Source organism: Streptomyces sp. CAI-85 (assembly GCF_013363615.1).
GTDB lineage: Bacteria > Actinomycetota > Actinomycetes > Streptomycetales > Streptomycetaceae > Streptomyces > Streptomyces antibioticus_B.
Genome location: NZ_JAANNX010000014.1, coordinates 55,578 through 71,088, shown reverse-complemented (window position 1 = coordinate 71,088; position 15,511 = coordinate 55,578). Strand labels below are relative to the sequence as shown.

The following is a 15,511-nucleotide window of genomic DNA, read 5'->3' as shown; positions in this document are numbered from 1 at the left end:
CTCGGCCCGGCTTCTCAGCGGCGGCTGGGCCAGGAGGGGCCGGTGGCGTGGTCCTGGTCGTGCCCCTGCTCGGCCGCGTGCCGTGCGCAGGCGTCGGTGAGGGACTCCAGGAGGGTCAGGGGCTCGGGGAAGGGGTGCTCGGGGCCGCGTACCCAGCGCACCTGGCGGTCGCCGTCGCCGCCGGGGAGCCGGGCCGGGGGGACGAGGACGTAGGAGCCCCGGCAGTGCCAGCGCAGGCCGGGGTGCTCGTCCATGGTCTCGGGGTGGCAGTCCAGCTCGCAGGGCCACCACTCGTCCTCGTCCTCGGGGGTGCCCCGGGTGAGGGTGAAGAACAGCATGCGGCCGTCGTCGCTCTCGGCGACCGGGCCGACCTCGACACCGGCGGCGAGCATCCGCTCCAGGGCCTCGCGGCCGGCCTCCACGGGTACGTCCAGGACGTCGTGGGTCATGCCGGTGGCGGTGATGAAGTTGGCCGCCGGCTGGTGGCGGGCCCAGCGCTCGATCTGGGCGCGGTCGGTGGTGGACTGCGTCTGCCAGGCGAACGACACCGGGTGCCGGGCGGGGGTCGGACAGCCGACCCGGTCGCAGGAGCAGCCGTAGCCGGCGGCCGGGTGGGCGGCGGGCGCCAGCGGCAGTCCGGCCTCGGCGGCGGCGAGGAGCAGGGTCACACGGTCGTCCTCGGCGACGGTCCCGGCCGGGTCGCCGCCGCGCAGCCACCGGGTGAGTCTGCCGCGCAGACCGCCGTGGCCGCTCGGACCGCTCGGGCCGTTGCTCGGGTCTTTCGGGCCGCCGAACTCCGCGCTCATCTGTCCCCTCGGTCCCCTCTTGTCCCTCGTCCCGCCGTGATGCGGCCAGCATGCCTCATCGTCCCACCTTCCTGCGCATCGGGGGTGGGGAGCACCCAATCGGGGCAGGTGGGACGGAACACTCAGGCGGGACGGGATCGGGTCCCCGACCGGGTCACCGGGGAGCCAGCCCGTGCAGCGCGTAGTCGACGAGGGTGTCCGTGTACTCGTAGGAGATCGGCCCGGTGTGCTGGAGCCAGCGCTGGGCGAGCGGGGAGATGAAGAACTCCAGGGCGATCCGCGGATCGATGCCGGCACGGACCTGGCCGACCTCCTGGGCGGCGCGCAGCCGGTCGACGTAGAGCTGGATGTTCGGTTCCATCAGCGCGGCGGTGAATCTGCGTCCGGCCTCGGCGTCGACCAGGCCCTCGGCGGCCAGGGCCCGCGCGGGCGCGTCGAACCGGGGGTCGGTCATCTGGTCGACGGTGGCCCGCAGCACGCCCTTGATGTCGGCGGCGAGGTCCCCGGTGTCCGGGATCGCGTACGGCTCCGCCGCGGGCGCGGCGGCGAGATCGAGGAACGCCTCCAGCAGCACGTCGGCCTTGGACCCCCACCACCGGTAGATGGTCTGCTTCCCGACCCCGGCCCGCGCGGCGATCCCCTCGATGGTGGTCCGCGGATACCCCACCTCCCCCACGAGAGCGAGCGCGGCGTCATAGATGGCCCGCCGCGACCTCTCACTACGACGCGCGCTATCGGGTACGGCCTTGACCGGCTTGGTGACCATGGGACGACGGTACCAAGCGAATGAGACGGGGCGTCTCGCGTGGGGGTGGTTGTCCGGGCGGTGAGGGTGCGATGTCGCGCACGATGCGTGGTCCGGCGTGGGAGGCGTGTCGCGGGGGCGGCGCCTCGGAGCTCGCGGGCCGGTCCGGCGGGGCTGGCTCGGTTGACTCGGATGGATCGGGCGCCCCCGGGTGAGCGCGACCGGGCACGCGGCAAGGCGCCCCGGCCGCTGGCCGGTGCGGGCCGGACCAGCCGCAACGCGGGGCCGGTCCGGCGGAGCGAAGCAGACGACGGGGTCGGGCCGGGCCGGAAAGGATCAGCGGGCTCAGGTCCGCTTGTCTGCCCCCCCCGGGGCCCAGGTCGGCTCGTTCGGGCGCGGCACGGCGGCTAGGCAGGCTCAGGTGAGCCCGGGCTGTCCGGCAGCACCGCCGGGGGCCTCAGGCCGGGCGGCGGCGTCCGCCGGACCTCAGGCCGGTTCGCCCGGGTAGTGGACGCCTGTCTGGTGGCGGGCCGTGTCGAGGGTGCGCAGGACGGCGAGGGTGCCGTTCAGGGGGACGAGGGGGGACTCCGTCTCGCCGGCACGGAGGGCTCGCATGACCTCGTGGGCCTCGTGGCGCAGGGTGGTGCGGGGGCCGTCGGAGGGGTCGGCGGTGAACTCCTCGGGGTCGTGGCCGGTGCGGTGCAGGACGAAGCGGTCGGGGTGGAAGAAGCCGGCCGGGATGTCGATACGGCCGCGCGAACCGGTGACGGAGGCGGTCGTGCCCGTGCCGCCGGTCACCGAGCAGTGCAGGGCGGCCAGCGCGCCGGAGTCCCAGGACAGGGCGAGCGCGGTCTGGAGGTCGACGCCCTCGGCGGAGAGCACGGCCTGCGCGGAGATCCGGTCCGGCTCGCCGAGCAGCAGATGGGCGAAGGACACCGGGTAGACGCCCAGGTCGAGCAGCGCGCCGCCGCCCTGCGCGGGGTCGCGCAGCCGGTGCGAGGGCGGGAAGGGGCCCTCCAGACCGAAGTCGGCCTGGACGGTGCGGACCTCGCCGATGGCACCGTCGTCGATCAGGGCCTTGAGGCGGCGGACGACCGGGTTGCAGTACATCCACATCGCCTCCATCAGGAAGCGGCCCTCCTGCCGGGCCAGCGCGACGAGTTCCTCGGCCTCGCGCACGTTCAGCGTGAACGGCTTCTCGCACAGCACGGCCCGCCCCGCCTTGAGACAGAGCCCGGCGGCGGCCCGGTGCGCGGAGTGCGGGGTGGCGACGTAGACGACATCGATGTCCGGGTCCTCGGCCAGCGCCTCCCAGCCGCCGTACGCGCGGGGTATCCCGAACCGTTCGGCGAACGCCCGCGCGGAGGTCTCGGTGCGCGAGGCGACCGCGACGACCTCCGCGTCCGGCAGGTCGACCAGGTCCGCCGTGAACGCGGCGGCGATCCCGCCGGTCGCCAGGATCCCCCACCGCACCGTGTCCGTCGTCATGTCCCGCCCGTCCTCCCGCCCGTACCAGCACGCTGTCCGAGCTGAGAGCATAGGTGCCGCTGATGTCGGAGAGGGAGACAGGGAGGGGCGAGCGGATGCCCGAGGGCGGTGGGGTGATACCCGGGGCGACCCGTGCGGCCGTGGCGCCGCCGGCGCGTGCCGTACGGCGGACGGGGCTGCTGGTCACCCTGATCCTGGGCGGTCTGACCGCCACTCCCCCGCTGTCGATGGACATGTACCTCCCGGCGCTCCCGGAGGTCACCCGCCATCTGCACGCCCCCGCCGCGACCGTCCAGCTCACCCTGACCGCCTGTCTGGCCGGGATGGCGCTGGGCCAGCTCGTGGTCGGCCCGATGAGCGACCGGTGGGGGCGACGGCGGCCGCTGCTCGCCGGGCTGCTGGTGTACGTCCTGGCCACCGCCCTGTGCGCCCTCGCCCCGACCGTCGAGCTGCTCGTCGCGTGCCGGCTGGTGCAGGGCCTCGCGGGCGCCGCCGGCATCGTGATCGCGCGGGCCGTCGTCCGTGATCTCTACGACGGTGTGGCCATGGCCCGCTTCTTCTCCACCCTCATGCTGATCTCCGGCGTCGCGCCCGTCGTGGCCCCGCTGATCGGCGCGCAGATCCTCCGCGCGACGGACTGGCGGGGCGTGTTCGTGGTGCTCACCGCGGTGGGGCTGGCGCTGGCCGTCCTGGTGTGGGCGCGGCTGCCGGAGACCCTGGACGCCGGGGAGCGGCACGCGGGCGGGTTCGGGGAGACGCTGCGCGCGATGCGCCGTCTGCTGTCCGACGCCCGGTTCACCGGGTACATGCTGACCGGCGGTTTCTCCTTCGCGGCGCTCTTCGCGTACATCTCGGCCTCGCCGTTCGTGGTGCAGGAGATCTACGGCGCCTCCCCGCAGACGTTCGGCCTGCTGTTCGGCGCGAACTCGGTGGGCCTGGTCGTGGTCGGGCAGATCAACGGCAAGGTGCTGGTGGGCCGGGTCCGGCTCGACCGGGTGCTGGCGGGGGGCCTGACCGTGGTGGCGCTGGCCGCGGCGGCGCTGCTGCTGATGTCGGCGGGGGTGTTCGGCGAGGTCGGGCTGGCGCCGGTGGCGGCCGCGCTGTTCGTGCTGATGTCCGCGATGGGCGTGACGCTGCCCAACGCCCAGACGCTCGCCCTGATGCGGGTGCGGCACTCGGCCGGGTCCGCCTCCGCGCTCCTCGGCACGTCGTCGTTCCTCATCGGCGCGATCGCCTCGCCGATCGTCGGGATCGCCGGGGAGCGCACCGCCGTTCCGATGGCCGTGGTCCAACTGGTGGCCGCACTGGTGGCGCTGGCCTTCTTCGTGGTTATGTGCCGTCCCTGGACAGCGTCGGGGGCGGAAGGAGAAGGGAACTGAGCGCACCGAAACTACGGGTCGACACCCCGGAACGGGCCGGGCTCGACCCCGAGGAAATGCGCCTCCTGGTGCGCGACGTGACGGACCTGACGACCGGCGACCGGCCCTGGGCGCCCGGCGCCGTGGTGGTGGCCGGGCGCGGCCCGGTGATCGCCGTGCGCGAGGCGGTGGGCTGGGCCGTGCGGTACGCGGCCTACGACCCGGAGGCCGACGCCGGGGTGGAGCTGCCGAAGGAGGAGTGGGTGCCGATGACCGTCGACACCCCGTTCGACCTGGCGTCCCTGACCAAGCTGTTCACGTCCGTCGCGGCGGTGCAGCAGATCGAGCGCGGCACGCTCGGCATCGACGCGCGGATCGGCGCGTACCTGCCGGACTTCCGGGCCGCGGCGGCCGCCGGCATCACCGTACGGCAGCTCCTCACCCACACCTCCGGACTCCGCCCCGAGCTGCCGCTGTACACGTACGCGGACGACACGGAACGCCTGGACGCGCTGCGCGCGGAGGCACCGGTGTCCGCCCCGGGCACCTACCGGTACTCGGACCTGAACATGCTCCTGCTCCAGCAGCTCCTGGAACGCCTCACGGGCCGCACCCTGGACGTCCTGGTGCACGACGGCATCACCCGGCCGCTCGGTATGACGGCCACCGACTTCGGGCCCTGCCCCGGCGCGGCGGCCACCGAGGACCAGCGGCGGCCGTGGGCCAAGGCGGACCGGGGGATGCTGCGGGGCGAGGTGCACGACGAGAACGCCTGGGCGCTGGGCGGCGTCGCCGGACACGCGGGCCTGTTCTCCACCGGCCGCGACCTCGCGGTGTTCTGCCGCACCCTCCTCGCCGGCGGCTCCTACGGCCCCGCCCGCATCCTCGGCCCCGACTTCGTGGAACTCCTCCTGACCGCCCCGGGCCTCGGTTTCGCGGTGGACCAGCCGTGGTTCATGGGCGAACTCGCGGGCGAGGGCGCGGCGGGCCACACGGGCTTCACGGGAACGTCCCTGGTCCTCGACCCGGCCACGGACACCTACCTCATCCTCCTGTCCAACACGGTCCACCCGGTCCGCAGGGCCCCGGACAGCGCCCCACGGGCGTTGGCGGGGACCCGGATGGCGATGGCGGTGCGGTGAGGGCTGCGTCGGAGGGCGGTGCCGCCGTCGGCGTCGAGCCGGGGTGCGGGCCTCGTAAAATCGCCAGGTGAACGTCTCCCTCTCCGTCGCCGAGATTCTGCGTGCCGCTCTGGCGGAGTTGCTCGACGGGCTGCCGTCGCGGCAGGCCGCACAGGCCGTCGAGCGGCTCATCGCCAACTACCGGGGGGCGACGCCGACCGACGCCCCGATCCTGCGCGACCGGGCCGACGTCGCCGCGTACGCCGCGTACCGGATGCCGGCGACCTTCGAGGCGGTGCGGGCGGCGCTGGAGGCGTTCGCGGACGCGGTGCCGGAGTGGACCCCGGGCAGCCACGTGGACGTGGGCGGCGGCACCGGCGCGGCGACCTGGGCGGCCGGTGCGACCTGGCCGGGGACGCGCCCCGTGACCGTCCTGGACTGGGCGGAACCCGCGCTGGCCCTCGGCCGGGAGATCGCCGCCGCGAACCCGGCCCTGGCGGACGTCCGCTGGCAGCGGGCCCGGATCGGCTCGGCCCTGACCCTGGAGAGCACCGACCTGGTGACCGTCTCCTACGTGCTCAACGAACTCACCGCCCCCGACCGCGCCGCCCTCGTCGACGCGGCGGCGGCCGCCGCGCGGGCCGTGGTGATCGTGGAGCCCGGCACCCCCGACGGATACGCCCGGATCATCGAGGCCCGCGACCGGCTGATCGCGGCCGGCTTCCGGATCGCCGCGCCCTGTCCGCACAGCGCGGCCTGCCCGATCGTGCCCGGCACGGACTGGTGCCACTTCTCGGCGCGGGTCAGCCGTTCGTCCCTGCACCGGCAGGTCAAGGGCGGTTCCCTGCCGTACGAGGACGAGAAGTTCTCCTACGTCGCGGCCGCCCGCTTCCCCGTCTCCCCCGCCGCGTCCCGTGTGGTGCGGCGGCCGCAGATCCGCAAGGGCCAGGTCCTGCTCGACCTGTGCGAGGCCGGCGAACGGCTGGAGCGGACGACGGTGACGAAGAAGCACGGTCTCCTCTACCGGGCGGCCCGGGACGCGGACTGGGGCGACGCCTGGCCGCCGAACTCCCCCTGAGGACCGGGCCGGTTCTACGCTGCGGCCCATGGACGCCTCACAGAGCATGAAGGTCGCGGTGATCACCGGCGCGGGTTCCGGCATCGGCCGCGCCGTGGCCGCCGAACTGCTGCGCACGGGCTGGTCGGTGGCGCTCGCGGGCCGGCGCACCGGGCCCCTGGAGGAGACGGCCGCGATCGCGCCCGACGGCGCGTGTCTCGTCGTACGGACGGACGTCTCACAACCCGACGAGGTCACCGCGCTCTTCACCGCCGTACGCGACCGGTTCGGGCGGCTGGACCTGCTGTTCAACAACGCCGGGACGTTCGGCCCCGGCGGCGTGCCCTTCGAGGAACTCCCCTACGACGCCTGGCGGCACGTGGTGGACACCAACCTCAACGGGGCGTTCCTGTGCGCGCAGGCGGCGTTCCGGCAGATGAAGGAGCAGGATCCGCGCGGCGGACGCATCATCAACAACGGCTCCGTCTCCGCCCACACCCCCCGCCCGCACTCGGCGCCGTACACCGCGACCAAGCACGCCCTGACCGGCCTCACCAAGGCCCTCTCCCTGGACGGGCGGGCGTACGGCATCGCGGTCGGGCAGATCGACATCGGCAACGCGGCCACCGGGATGACGGCCGGGATGCGGACCGGCGCGCTCCAGGCCAACGGCGAGATCGCACCGGAGCCGGTGATGGACGTCGCCGATGTGGCGCGCACGGTACGGCACATGGCGGAGCTGCCGTTGGAGGCGAACGTGCAGTTCGCGACGGTGCTGGCGACGGGGATGCCGTACGTCGGCCGGGGCTGAACCGGACCCGTCCCGCGCCCACAGGTCGTCAACTGCTCAACCTGCACAACCGGAATTTTCCCATCCGCACCATTGCAGCCGGTAGCGGACTTATGCTCAACTCTCTCCACAAGAACTTCACACTTGGAGTGGAAGCGCCCGCTCAGCCCCGCTGAACGGACCACCGGGCCACCGGACCACACCGAGGGGGGAGGGGCAGCCGTCCCACGGCACCGGGTGGGGGTGGACCTCGCCGGGACCGCAAGGAACCGGGGGGTACGCACCGGGACCGTGGGACGGCTGCCGCACACACCGGCACGTCACCACGGTGACGTTCACATTCTCAGTTCGCACACATCCCTTACCCAGTCCTCCTCAAAGGTTCGTCCCTAGTTTTGGGCCGCGCCCACAGCGGGCGCCAAGAACCTTCGAGGAACGGGATGTTTGGCATCTATCTCAAGCGCGAGCTGGGCCGGCGCAAGAAGGCGGCCCTGGTCATCGCACTGGGTCTGGCGCTCGGTATCGCCCTGGTCATCACCGTCAACTCGGTGTCGGCCGGTATGACACAGGCGCAGGACAAGGTCCTCCAGTCGCTGTACGGCCTCGGCACCGACATGACCGTGACCAAGGCCCGCACGGCCCCCACGGGCGACAGCTCCGGCGGCCCGAGGTTCGAGTTCGACGCCTCCGCGGAGGACGACGACACCGAGCAGAGTTCCGACCGGGTGATGACCCAGGGCGGCCAGACCCTCAAGTCCTCGCTGGTGACGCAGGTCGCCGAGCAGCAGGGCGTGGCGAACGCGGTCGGCGCCCTCACCCTCAACGTCACCAAGGTCGACGGCTCCTTCACCCAGGGCCGCGCGGAAAGCTCGACCAGCGGCAGCGGCAGCAGCGGAAACGGCGGCCCCGGCGGAGGCGGCTCCTCCGCACCCCCGCAGGTGCAGGGCGGCGGCGCCTCCTTCGACGTGAACTCGTACTCCGTCGCCGGCGTCGACGTCACCGACCAGGACCTCGGCCCGCTGGCCGGCTCGAAGATCACCTCCGGCAAGACCTTCACCTCCGCGCAGACCAACGCGAAGGTCGCGGTCGTCTCCAAGTCGTACGCCAAGGAGAACGAGTACAAGGTCGGTTCGAAGCTGAAGATCTCCGGCACCACGTACAAGGTCATCGGCATCGCGACGCCCGACAGCAGCGAGTCCACCACCGACGTCTACCTGCCGCTGAAGCAGGCGCAGACCCTCGCCGACGCCAAGAACAAGGTCACCACGATCTACGTCAAGGCGACCGACTCCCAGCAGATCGACACCGTCAAGGCGACCATCCAGAAGAACATCTCCGGTACGACGGTGACGACCTCCGCCGACCTCGCCGAGACCGTCTCCGGCTCCCTGTCCACCGCCTCGAACCTCGCCACCAGCGTCGGCAAGTGGCTGTCGATCGCCGTGCTCGCCGCCGCGTTCCTGGTGGCCGCGCTGCTCACCTCCTCCGCGGTGTCCCGCCGGGTGCGCGAGTTCGGCACGCTGAAGGCGCTGGGCTGGCCGAGCCGCCGGGTGACCCGGCAGGTCGTCGGCGAGTCCATGGTCAACGGCCTGCTCGGCGGCGCCCTCGGCATCGCCCTCGGCCTGGCGGCCGCCTACACGGTGACCGCGATCAGCCCCACCCTCACGGCCCAGCTCGGCAACACCGGTGGCGGGGGCGGTATGGGCGGTGGCCCCGGCGGGGGCGGCGGTCCGGGCGGCGGCGGTCAGTCGACGTCCGGCGCCATGGAGATCGCCCTCTCCGCGCCGGTCTCCGTCACCACCATCGCCCTCGCGGTCGGCCTCGCGGTGGCCGGCGGTCTGATCGCCGGTGCGATGGGCGGCTGGCGGGCGTCCCGGATGCGCCCGGCGGACGCGCTGCGCAGCGTGTCGTAGCACTCCACTTGCCCCGCGTCTTTTACCCCACCTCTCCACTCTCCACGGAGTCCCCTATGTACAGACTGACCGGCGTCACCAAGCGCTACACGCGCGGCAAGGAGACCGTCGAGGCGCTGCGCGGCGTCGACCTGACCATCGAGGACGGTGACCAGCTCGTCATCCAGGGCCCCACCGGCGGCGGCAAGTCGACCCTGCTCCAGATGATCGGCGGCCTGGACCGCCCCACCGAGGGCAGCGTCGAGCTGGACGGAGTCGATCTGGCCCGGATCGGCGAGGCGAAGCTGACCCGGCTGCGCGCCGAGAAGATCGGCATCATCTTCCAGTCGTTCAACCTCATCCCGACGCTCACCGCGCAGGAGAACGTCGAGACCGCCCTCGTCCCGCTCGGTGTGAAGCCCGCGGAACGGCGCGAGCGGGCGGCGGAGGCGCTGCGTTCGGTGGGCCTGGGCGAGCGTCTGGGACACGCCCCGTCCGAACTCTCCGGCGGCCAGCAGCAGCGCGTCGCGATCGCCCGCGCGCTGGTGAAGAAGCCGAAGGTGCTCCTCGCCGACGAGCCCACCGGCAACCTCGACGAGGGCACGCGGGACGACATCATGGGCCTGCTGGAGGGCCTGTGGCACGAGTACCGGCTGACGTTCGTCATGGTCACGCACGACTCGTCGATCGCCCGGCGGGCCCCGCGGCTGGCCACCATCGAGGCGGGCCGGATCACCCTGACCGAGCAGGGGCGGCAGCCGTACGCGGAGCATGGCACGGCGCACCACCAGTATTGACCGTGACTACGCCTGCCCGGTCTCGAACCGGGAGATGTGCCCGTCGTCCGTGATGTCGAAGTGCCACCGGGTCCGCATCTCGCCCCAGGTGTCGTTGCGGTAGTCCACGACCAGGTCGCGGCCGGCGTTGGACTCCTTGACGACGTCCATGTGGCCCCGGGAGGCGAAGATCTCCCGGTCGATCCACTGGGTGAGGTCACGGTCGGAACCGTCGTCCGACATGGTCGCGTCCGGGGTCAGCAGCTCTCTGAAGCCGTTCTCGTCATGGGCGTTGACGGCACTGACGAAGGCCCGGACGGCCGGGTCGGTGAGTTTTCCGGTCTGGATCGTCATACGGGCCAGCGTCACACCGCGCCCCGGCGCCCGCCACCCGAACGGCGTCCAGAAGGGGCTGGTCCGGTGCGGGGAGTGGGACGGTGGGGACACGTGGGGGGTCCGTACCTCTGCCAGGGAGTCACCGTGACCTGTTACGACCGACGTGATCTGGGCCTGCTGCTGCTCCGGCTGGGCGCCGGGGGCGTACTGGCCGCGCACGGCACACAGAAGCTGTTCGGCTGGTTCGGCGGACACGGGCTTGAGGGGACCGGCCAGTTCATGGAGTCCGTCGGCTACGCCCCCGGCAAGGCCAGCGCCACCGCGGCGGGCCTCGCGGAGGCGGGCGGCGGCGTGCTGTTGGCGCTGGGCCTGGCGACCCCTGCGGCGGGCGCGGCGGCGGCCGGCGCGATGGCGGGCGCCTCCGCGGTCCACGCCCCCAACGGCTTCTTCAACCAGGGCGGCGGCTACGAGTACGCCGCCACCCTGGGCCTGACCGCCGCCGGCCTCGCCATCACGGGCCCGGGCCGCCTCTCCCTCGACCACGCCCTCGGCCACACGGTCAACCAGAACTGGATGGTCCCGACCGCCCTCGGCGTGACGGCGGCGGTCACGGCAGCGGTGGTGGGCATGCGCAACCGGCGCCTGCGGAAGCGGGAGGAGGGGGAGCAGGAGGCGTTGTTCGACTGAGGTGGGCGGGCGGGCGAGGAAGGGTGAGGAAGGGTGAGGGGGTGACTGAAGGTGGGGGCGAGGAAGGGTAAGGGGGTGTCAGCCGGTCATGGCAGGCTGCCCCCATGACCGCCACCACCCCCACGCCTGAGGCCCTCTGGCCGACCATCGACGCCCTGTGGACCTGGCTGGAGTCCGACCAGCCGATCTCCGGCCGCGAGGGCCTACTGCTGCGCGTACTGAAACTCTCGGAGGAGGTCGGCGAGGTCGCCCAGGCGGTCATCGGCGCCACCGGCCAGAACCCCCGCAAGGGCACGACCCACACCTGGGACGACGTCCAGTCCGAACTCTGCGACACGGCGATCACGGCCCTGGTGGCCCTCCGCACGCTGACGCCGGAGCCGGAGAGGGTGTTCACGGAGCACTTGGCTCGGGTGGCGGAGCGCTCGCTGAACCGCTAACTGCTAACCGCTGACCGCTGAGAGCGGACCCGGCGCCGCACCCGGACGTGACGGAGCCCGGGAGTCGTATCCAGCTCCCGGGCCCCTGGGGATGCCACCCAATGGCGCACGCCGGCGGCGTTTAAGAGGACGGATCAGTCATCAGGCCGTCGTGTTCTTCCTTTGAACTACCGCACCGTGCAGAGGTGCAGGCGAGAGTCGAACTCGCATCCGACGGCGTTCGTCCGTCCCCGGTCGCACCGGCGATCGGCGGCGATGCTGAAGCTTGAGCGAGAGTCTGAGATTGACGGCGCGGATCCTTCTGCGGCTCCGCGCCTTTCAGGCTGAACGTCAGTTTCAGCTTGCGCCCGTCGCGAGGACCGGTCCTCAGTCCGGCCCCCGCTGTTGCGCACCCCCGCGCTCGCACGCGGGGGCGATCATATGGGCCACCGCGCCCGGCGTCAGCCGAACAGGTAGCCGAACACCGCTTCCCCGGCCCGACGGTCGGTGACCTCGGCGCCGTTGGCCTCCTCGCGGGCGAACTTGACCGCCTGCTGAAGCTTCTCGACCCGCTCCACCAGCTCGTTCACCCGCCGCGCCGGAAGCGCCCCGGAGAACTTGACGGTCGTCCAGTACCCGATCGGCACGTCCTCGTAGTACACCTCGACCTGCGCTGGGTGCTTCTCGGTGGCCTCGGCCTTGACGTGGTTACGCGGCACCTTCTTGGTGCGGATCGTGCGGACCGCGTCCGTCTTCCACCAGTCCGTGGACGGGTCGAGGGACCAGGACTCGGCGGCGTCGAGCGTGGGCAGCTTCTTCACGAAGGCGTGCAGCTCGGTGAGTTGCTTCTCCAGGAAGAGCAGATAGGCGACCGGGACCTCGGTGAGGATCGTCCGCCCGTCGACGGTGACGTCCGCGCAGGCCGTGCGGTTGGCCCAGTCCTTGGTCGCGGTCACGTCGAACAGCCGGGTGAGCGAGGCGGACATCTCCCGCAGCACGTCCTCGGCCTGCACCTGCACGCGCGTGGACTCGGGCGGCAGTTGCTCGCCCTCCTCGTCCTTGGGCTGATAGGTGCGCGAGATCCCGGCGAGCAGCGCGGGCTTCTGCACCTTGTGGTGCGCGGCGGTGACGTCCTGGAGCGACTTGCTCTTGACGCCCTTCTCAACGGCGATGATCTGGTTCAGCTTTGCCACTTGGTCCCCCTTGGAAAACACCAGGACCGTAACGCAGGGCATCGAACGCCCGCACGCGAATTTCGTGTGGGCCCGGCGCTAACTCACTTTGGAGCATGTCGACTTACCCGACTTGGCGGGCGACAACCACACCTGCGCGGCCGGCACCTTCAGTGGCTTCCCGGCCACGGGGTCCCACAGGACGGCGGTCTCCCCGGATACACCGAACAGCAGATAGGTCGCTGCTGGCCGCAGCCGTGGCCCCGCCCCCGACAGGTCGCCGTCGGGGACGACGGGCCGGACACACGTCCACTCCGGCGCGACACCGAAGTACGACGGCGGATCGTCACCGCGTTCGGCGGCCGCGACAGTCCGGTTCACGGCCGTCTCGGCGGAGTTCCACGCCTGGATCCCCGCCCCGAGGAGCATCGCGAGGAAGAGCGCGATGTTCAGGAGGACGTTGGTGCCGTCGCCCGGGGTGGCGTACCGGTGGTGCCGGTGTTTGGCGAACCCCCACCAGGCGGGGACCACCATGACCAGGCTCAGCATCACCAGGAGTTTCACCGCGGCCACGGCCTGCCAGACGGGCGGGACACCGAGGTCGTCCGGGGTGAGCCCGAGGCCGTGGGCGTACAGGGCGTGCAGGACGGATCCCGCGGCGACGAACGCGGACACGGCCAGTGTCACCACCAGCGGCACCGCCCAGGCGACCCACTCCCCCCAGGTCCACTGCCGCACGAGCAGCCAGAGCCCGGCGAGGACGGCACACACGGCGGCGGTCATGAGGGTCTGCCCGGGGCTCCACGCCTCGCCGAGCAGCCCCGCCCCCAGCCCGGCGAACGCCACCAGGCACAGCACAGCGGCCCCGACCCCGACGAACCGCCGGTCCGCCCCTCCTAGGTGCCACCCGGTCCGTACGGCCCCGGCCGCGCCGACGAGGGCAAGGGGTATCAAGAACCACCAGGCGGAGGGCCGCGCGGCGAACGCCAGAGCAACGGCCCCGGCCGCGAGGACGGCCCACAGCACCAGCCGGATCACCCGCCCCTCGACCTGCTCCTCCCCCTGATACGGCGCAGCCTCACGCCACCGCCCGTCCAACGGCCTGACCGCATGCTCCCGACCCCCGGCCCCACCCACCCGCGCGAGCCGCAACGCCTGCCGAGGCCCGCCGGAAACGAACACCCCGACGTCGTGCCGCCCCAACACCATCCCGACACGAGCGAGCCGACGACGCGCCCCGGACACCCGGACGACCCTCCAGTACGGATACAACTCCCGATCTCTGGCGAGGTGTTCAGCTCTCCGGACATACCCCTCCAGCCGAGCCCCACGCAACGCCTTCCGCACCCGATCGGCGGCACCCCGATCACACTCCTTGGCCACACCAAAGAGCCGAACCTCTATCTCGTACACCCGGCTGTCAGGATCACCCTCCACAGCAGCCCCCAACGGCCCTTCCCCCGCGGCATGAGCGCCCCGCACGGGCCAACCAAGCCGCCCAAAAACCCGCTCGGCCTCCCCCCAGTCATGCTCCCCACCACACACCTCGACGAACACCCGAACCCGCTGGTCGTACCGCACCTGCGTCACGCCCGAACGTCCCACCCCTTCACCGCAGCGACGAACAACGCCCAGCCGCCCGAGGAGAAGACCAAGGCAGGGCTTTGAGGCGACTTGGAGTCCCGGACGGGAACACCGGCGGGGTAACCGTCGAGCACCTCCACACAACTCCCGCCCTCAGGACCGCTGTAGGACGACTTGCGCCAAGCGAGCGGCGCGGCATTGTCCGGGACGGTGTGCTCAGTCACGGCTTCCGTAGTCCTCTGCTATCGCCCACATCATGCCCAACGACTCCTTCAGCGACAGTGCGTCGGTCAGTGCCAGAGCGTAGACGCCCTGCAATCGTGTAACCACGGCAGGCGCTCAACTCCACCCGCCGAGGTGCGCGCCTGGCTCGCCTGCTCGTGGAACAGCAGTTGGAGGACTGGGGCCTTCCCCACACCTCCCCGGTCACCCGAGCCGCCGTCGCCGTCACCGCTGAACTCGCCGCGAACGCCGCCACCCATGGCCGTACCCCCGGTCGCGACTTCGAATTACGCCTCTCCCTCACCGCGGCCCACGCCCGTGTAGAGGTGAGCGACACCCGCCCGGACCGACTTCCGCCGTCGCCCGATGCCCCGCTTGCGCCACCCGACACCGCGACAACCGGCCGCGGTCTGCTCCTCGTCGACGCCTTCGCCACCCGCTGGGGCTGCGAGCAACGCACCCAACTCGTCAAGACCGTCTGGGCCGAGGTCGATCGGTGTTGAACCGGGCCGGATACTTCTGTGGTGATCGAGCACACCCTGCGGTCGAACTTCGTCTTCGCCCCCCCGGACGACCCGACCGCGTGGCAGGCCAGTACCGAGAGCTTTGGGGATGCGCTGACGCGGGACTTTCCCGACGCCTTCCTGGAGATCAACACCTCCGCGCTGCGCGATGTACCCGTCGTCGTCCTGGACTTCGAGCTCGAGGTGTCGCCGGACGTCTTCGTCGCGGGGAAGGCCGCCATGCCCGCCCCGGACTACGCCCACGTCAGCCTCGTCGACGTGACCGCACACACGGCGGCCCTGTTCGCCCGGTGGCTGCGTGACTCGTACGCGCCCTCCCCGGACACTGTGCGTTTCCTGAGCAGCTTCGTCATGGAGAACGGGGACGAGACGCCCTGGTCCCCTCCCGGCGACGCGTGACGCCACGGAGATCGAGACCGTCCTGCTCAGCCACCTGGCCACGGCCGCACCCGAATGTCGATGAACGCCGGGTTTCTGTGCACGAAGACCTCTCGCTGCCGGGCTGCGTCGGCATTGCATCTGCACGGTGCAACT

17 protein-coding genes are annotated in these 15,511 nt (G+C 72.0%); 10 read left to right on the top strand and 7 right to left on the bottom strand.

The window, feature by feature from the left end:
* Positions 1-14: 14 nt before the first annotated feature.
* The 3 genes from G6W55_RS18400 to G6W55_RS18390 all read right to left on the bottom strand — a co-directional run bounded on the left by G6W55_RS18400 (position 15) and on the right by G6W55_RS18390 (position 3,039).
* Positions 15-806 carry a bifunctional DNA primase/polymerase gene (locus G6W55_RS18400; protein ID WP_175521935.1) on the bottom strand — a complete coding sequence of 264 codons (792 nt, stop codon included), beginning with the start codon at positions 804-806 and terminating at the stop codon, positions 15-17.
* Between the two features lie 154 nt (positions 807-960).
* Entirely contained in the window at positions 961-1,572 is a 612-nt protein-coding gene (locus G6W55_RS18395; protein ID WP_175521934.1) for a TetR/AcrR family transcriptional regulator, read from the bottom strand.
* A gap of 465 nt (positions 1,573-2,037) precedes the next feature.
* Entirely contained in the window at positions 2,038-3,039 is a 1,002-nt protein-coding gene (locus G6W55_RS18390) for a Gfo/Idh/MocA family protein (protein ID WP_175521933.1), read from the bottom strand.
* Between the two features lie 95 nt (positions 3,040-3,134).
* Here G6W55_RS18390 and G6W55_RS18385 point away from each other — a divergent pair, with 95 nt between their 5' ends.
* The 6 genes from G6W55_RS18385 to G6W55_RS18360 all read left to right on the top strand — a co-directional run bounded on the left by G6W55_RS18385 (position 3,135) and on the right by G6W55_RS18360 (position 10,054).
* On the top strand, positions 3,135-4,418 hold the full coding sequence (locus G6W55_RS18385; RefSeq protein ID WP_175521932.1) for a multidrug effflux MFS transporter: 1,284 nt from the start codon (positions 3,135-3,137) through the stop codon (positions 4,416-4,418).
* 56 nt (positions 4,419-4,474) lie between these two features.
* Entirely contained in the window at positions 4,475-5,539 is a 1,065-nt protein-coding gene (locus G6W55_RS18380) for a serine hydrolase domain-containing protein (protein ID WP_244368991.1), read from the top strand.
* Between the two features lie 67 nt (positions 5,540-5,606).
* Positions 5,607-6,596 (top strand): small ribosomal subunit Rsm22 family protein, encoded by a 990-nt coding sequence (locus G6W55_RS18375; protein WP_175521930.1) that lies wholly within the window; start codon positions 5,607-5,609, stop codon positions 6,594-6,596.
* Positions 6,597-6,624: 28 nt separating this feature from the next.
* Positions 6,625-7,386: an SDR family oxidoreductase gene (locus G6W55_RS18370; protein WP_175521929.1), complete on the top strand. Its 762-nt coding sequence runs from the start codon at positions 6,625-6,627 to the stop codon at positions 7,384-7,386.
* Between the two features lie 419 nt (positions 7,387-7,805).
* On the top strand, positions 7,806-9,278 hold the full coding sequence (locus tag G6W55_RS18365; protein ID WP_175521928.1) for an ABC transporter permease: 1,473 nt from the start codon (positions 7,806-7,808) through the stop codon (positions 9,276-9,278).
* A gap of 56 nt (positions 9,279-9,334) precedes the next feature.
* Positions 9,335-10,054 carry an ABC transporter ATP-binding protein gene (locus G6W55_RS18360; protein ID WP_175521927.1) on the top strand — a complete coding sequence of 240 codons (720 nt, stop codon included), beginning with the start codon at positions 9,335-9,337 and terminating at the stop codon, positions 10,052-10,054.
* A 6-nt stretch (positions 10,055-10,060) separates the two neighbouring features.
* On the opposite strand, the gene G6W55_RS18355 is transcribed toward G6W55_RS18360, so the two are convergent.
* On the bottom strand, positions 10,061-10,387 hold the full coding sequence (locus G6W55_RS18355) for a nuclear transport factor 2 family protein (protein WP_175521926.1): 327 nt from the start codon (positions 10,385-10,387) through the stop codon (positions 10,061-10,063).
* Between the two features lie 126 nt (positions 10,388-10,513).
* Here G6W55_RS18355 and G6W55_RS18350 point away from each other — a divergent pair, with 126 nt between their 5' ends.
* Positions 10,514-11,056, top strand: coding sequence for a DoxX family protein (locus G6W55_RS18350; protein WP_175521925.1), 543 nt, complete (start codon positions 10,514-10,516; stop codon positions 11,054-11,056).
* A gap of 104 nt (positions 11,057-11,160) precedes the next feature.
* Positions 11,161-11,496: a MazG-like family protein gene (locus tag G6W55_RS18345; RefSeq protein WP_175521924.1), complete on the top strand. Its 336-nt coding sequence runs from the start codon at positions 11,161-11,163 to the stop codon at positions 11,494-11,496.
* A 440-nt stretch (positions 11,497-11,936) separates the two neighbouring features.
* Here the strand turns inward: G6W55_RS18345 and G6W55_RS18340 are convergent, their stop codons facing one another.
* From G6W55_RS18340 to G6W55_RS18330, 3 genes are all read right to left on the bottom strand, one after another.
* The gene (locus G6W55_RS18340; protein WP_175521923.1) at positions 11,937-12,668 is read right to left on the bottom strand and encodes a hypothetical protein; all 732 of its coding nucleotides are present in this window, start codon (positions 12,666-12,668) and stop codon (positions 11,937-11,939) included.
* Between the two features lie 78 nt (positions 12,669-12,746).
* Positions 12,747-13,745: a hypothetical protein gene (locus G6W55_RS18335; RefSeq protein ID WP_254876325.1), complete on the bottom strand. Its 999-nt coding sequence runs from the start codon at positions 13,743-13,745 to the stop codon at positions 12,747-12,749.
* Positions 13,746-14,233: 488 nt separating this feature from the next.
* Positions 14,234-14,455, bottom strand: a complete 222-nt coding sequence (locus G6W55_RS18330) for a DUF397 domain-containing protein (protein WP_175521921.1) — start codon at positions 14,453-14,455, stop codon at positions 14,234-14,236.
* A 141-nt stretch (positions 14,456-14,596) separates the two neighbouring features.
* On the opposite strand from G6W55_RS18330, the gene G6W55_RS18325 reads away from it, so the two are divergent.
* Both G6W55_RS18325 and G6W55_RS18320 read left to right on the top strand, forming a co-directional pair.
* Positions 14,597-14,956: an ATP-binding protein gene (locus G6W55_RS18325; RefSeq protein ID WP_175522003.1), complete on the top strand. Its 360-nt coding sequence runs from the start codon at positions 14,597-14,599 to the stop codon at positions 14,954-14,956.
* Positions 14,957-14,977: 21 nt separating this feature from the next.
* Positions 14,978-15,376, top strand: coding sequence for a hypothetical protein (locus tag G6W55_RS18320; protein ID WP_175521920.1), 399 nt, complete (start codon positions 14,978-14,980; stop codon positions 15,374-15,376).
* Positions 15,377-15,511: the final 135 nt, after the last annotated feature.

Coding starts and splice junctions, on each gene's coding strand:
- G6W55_RS18395 (WP_175521934.1), bottom strand. CDS start 1,572: ATGGTCACCAAGCCGGTCAAGGCCGTACCCGATAGCGCGCGTCGTAGT.
- G6W55_RS18360 (WP_175521927.1), top strand. CDS start 9,335: ATGTACAGACTGACCGGCGTCACCAAGCGCTACACGCGCGGCAAGGAG.
- G6W55_RS18385 (WP_175521932.1), top strand. CDS start 3,135: ATGCCCGAGGGCGGTGGGGTGATACCCGGGGCGACCCGTGCGGCCGTG.
- G6W55_RS18355 (WP_175521926.1), bottom strand. CDS start 10,387: ATGACGATCCAGACCGGAAAACTCACCGACCCGGCCGTCCGGGCCTTC.
- G6W55_RS18370 (WP_175521929.1), top strand. CDS start 6,625: ATGGACGCCTCACAGAGCATGAAGGTCGCGGTGATCACCGGCGCGGGT.
- G6W55_RS18380 (WP_244368991.1), top strand. CDS start 4,475: ATGCGCCTCCTGGTGCGCGACGTGACGGACCTGACGACCGGCGACCGG.
- G6W55_RS18365 (WP_175521928.1), top strand. CDS start 7,806: ATGTTTGGCATCTATCTCAAGCGCGAGCTGGGCCGGCGCAAGAAGGCG.
- G6W55_RS18390 (WP_175521933.1), bottom strand. CDS start 3,039: ATGACGACGGACACGGTGCGGTGGGGGATCCTGGCGACCGGCGGGATC.
- G6W55_RS18345 (WP_175521924.1), top strand. CDS start 11,161: ATGACCGCCACCACCCCCACGCCTGAGGCCCTCTGGCCGACCATCGAC.
- G6W55_RS18400 (WP_175521935.1), bottom strand. CDS start 806: ATGAGCGCGGAGTTCGGCGGCCCGAAAGACCCGAGCAACGGCCCGAGC.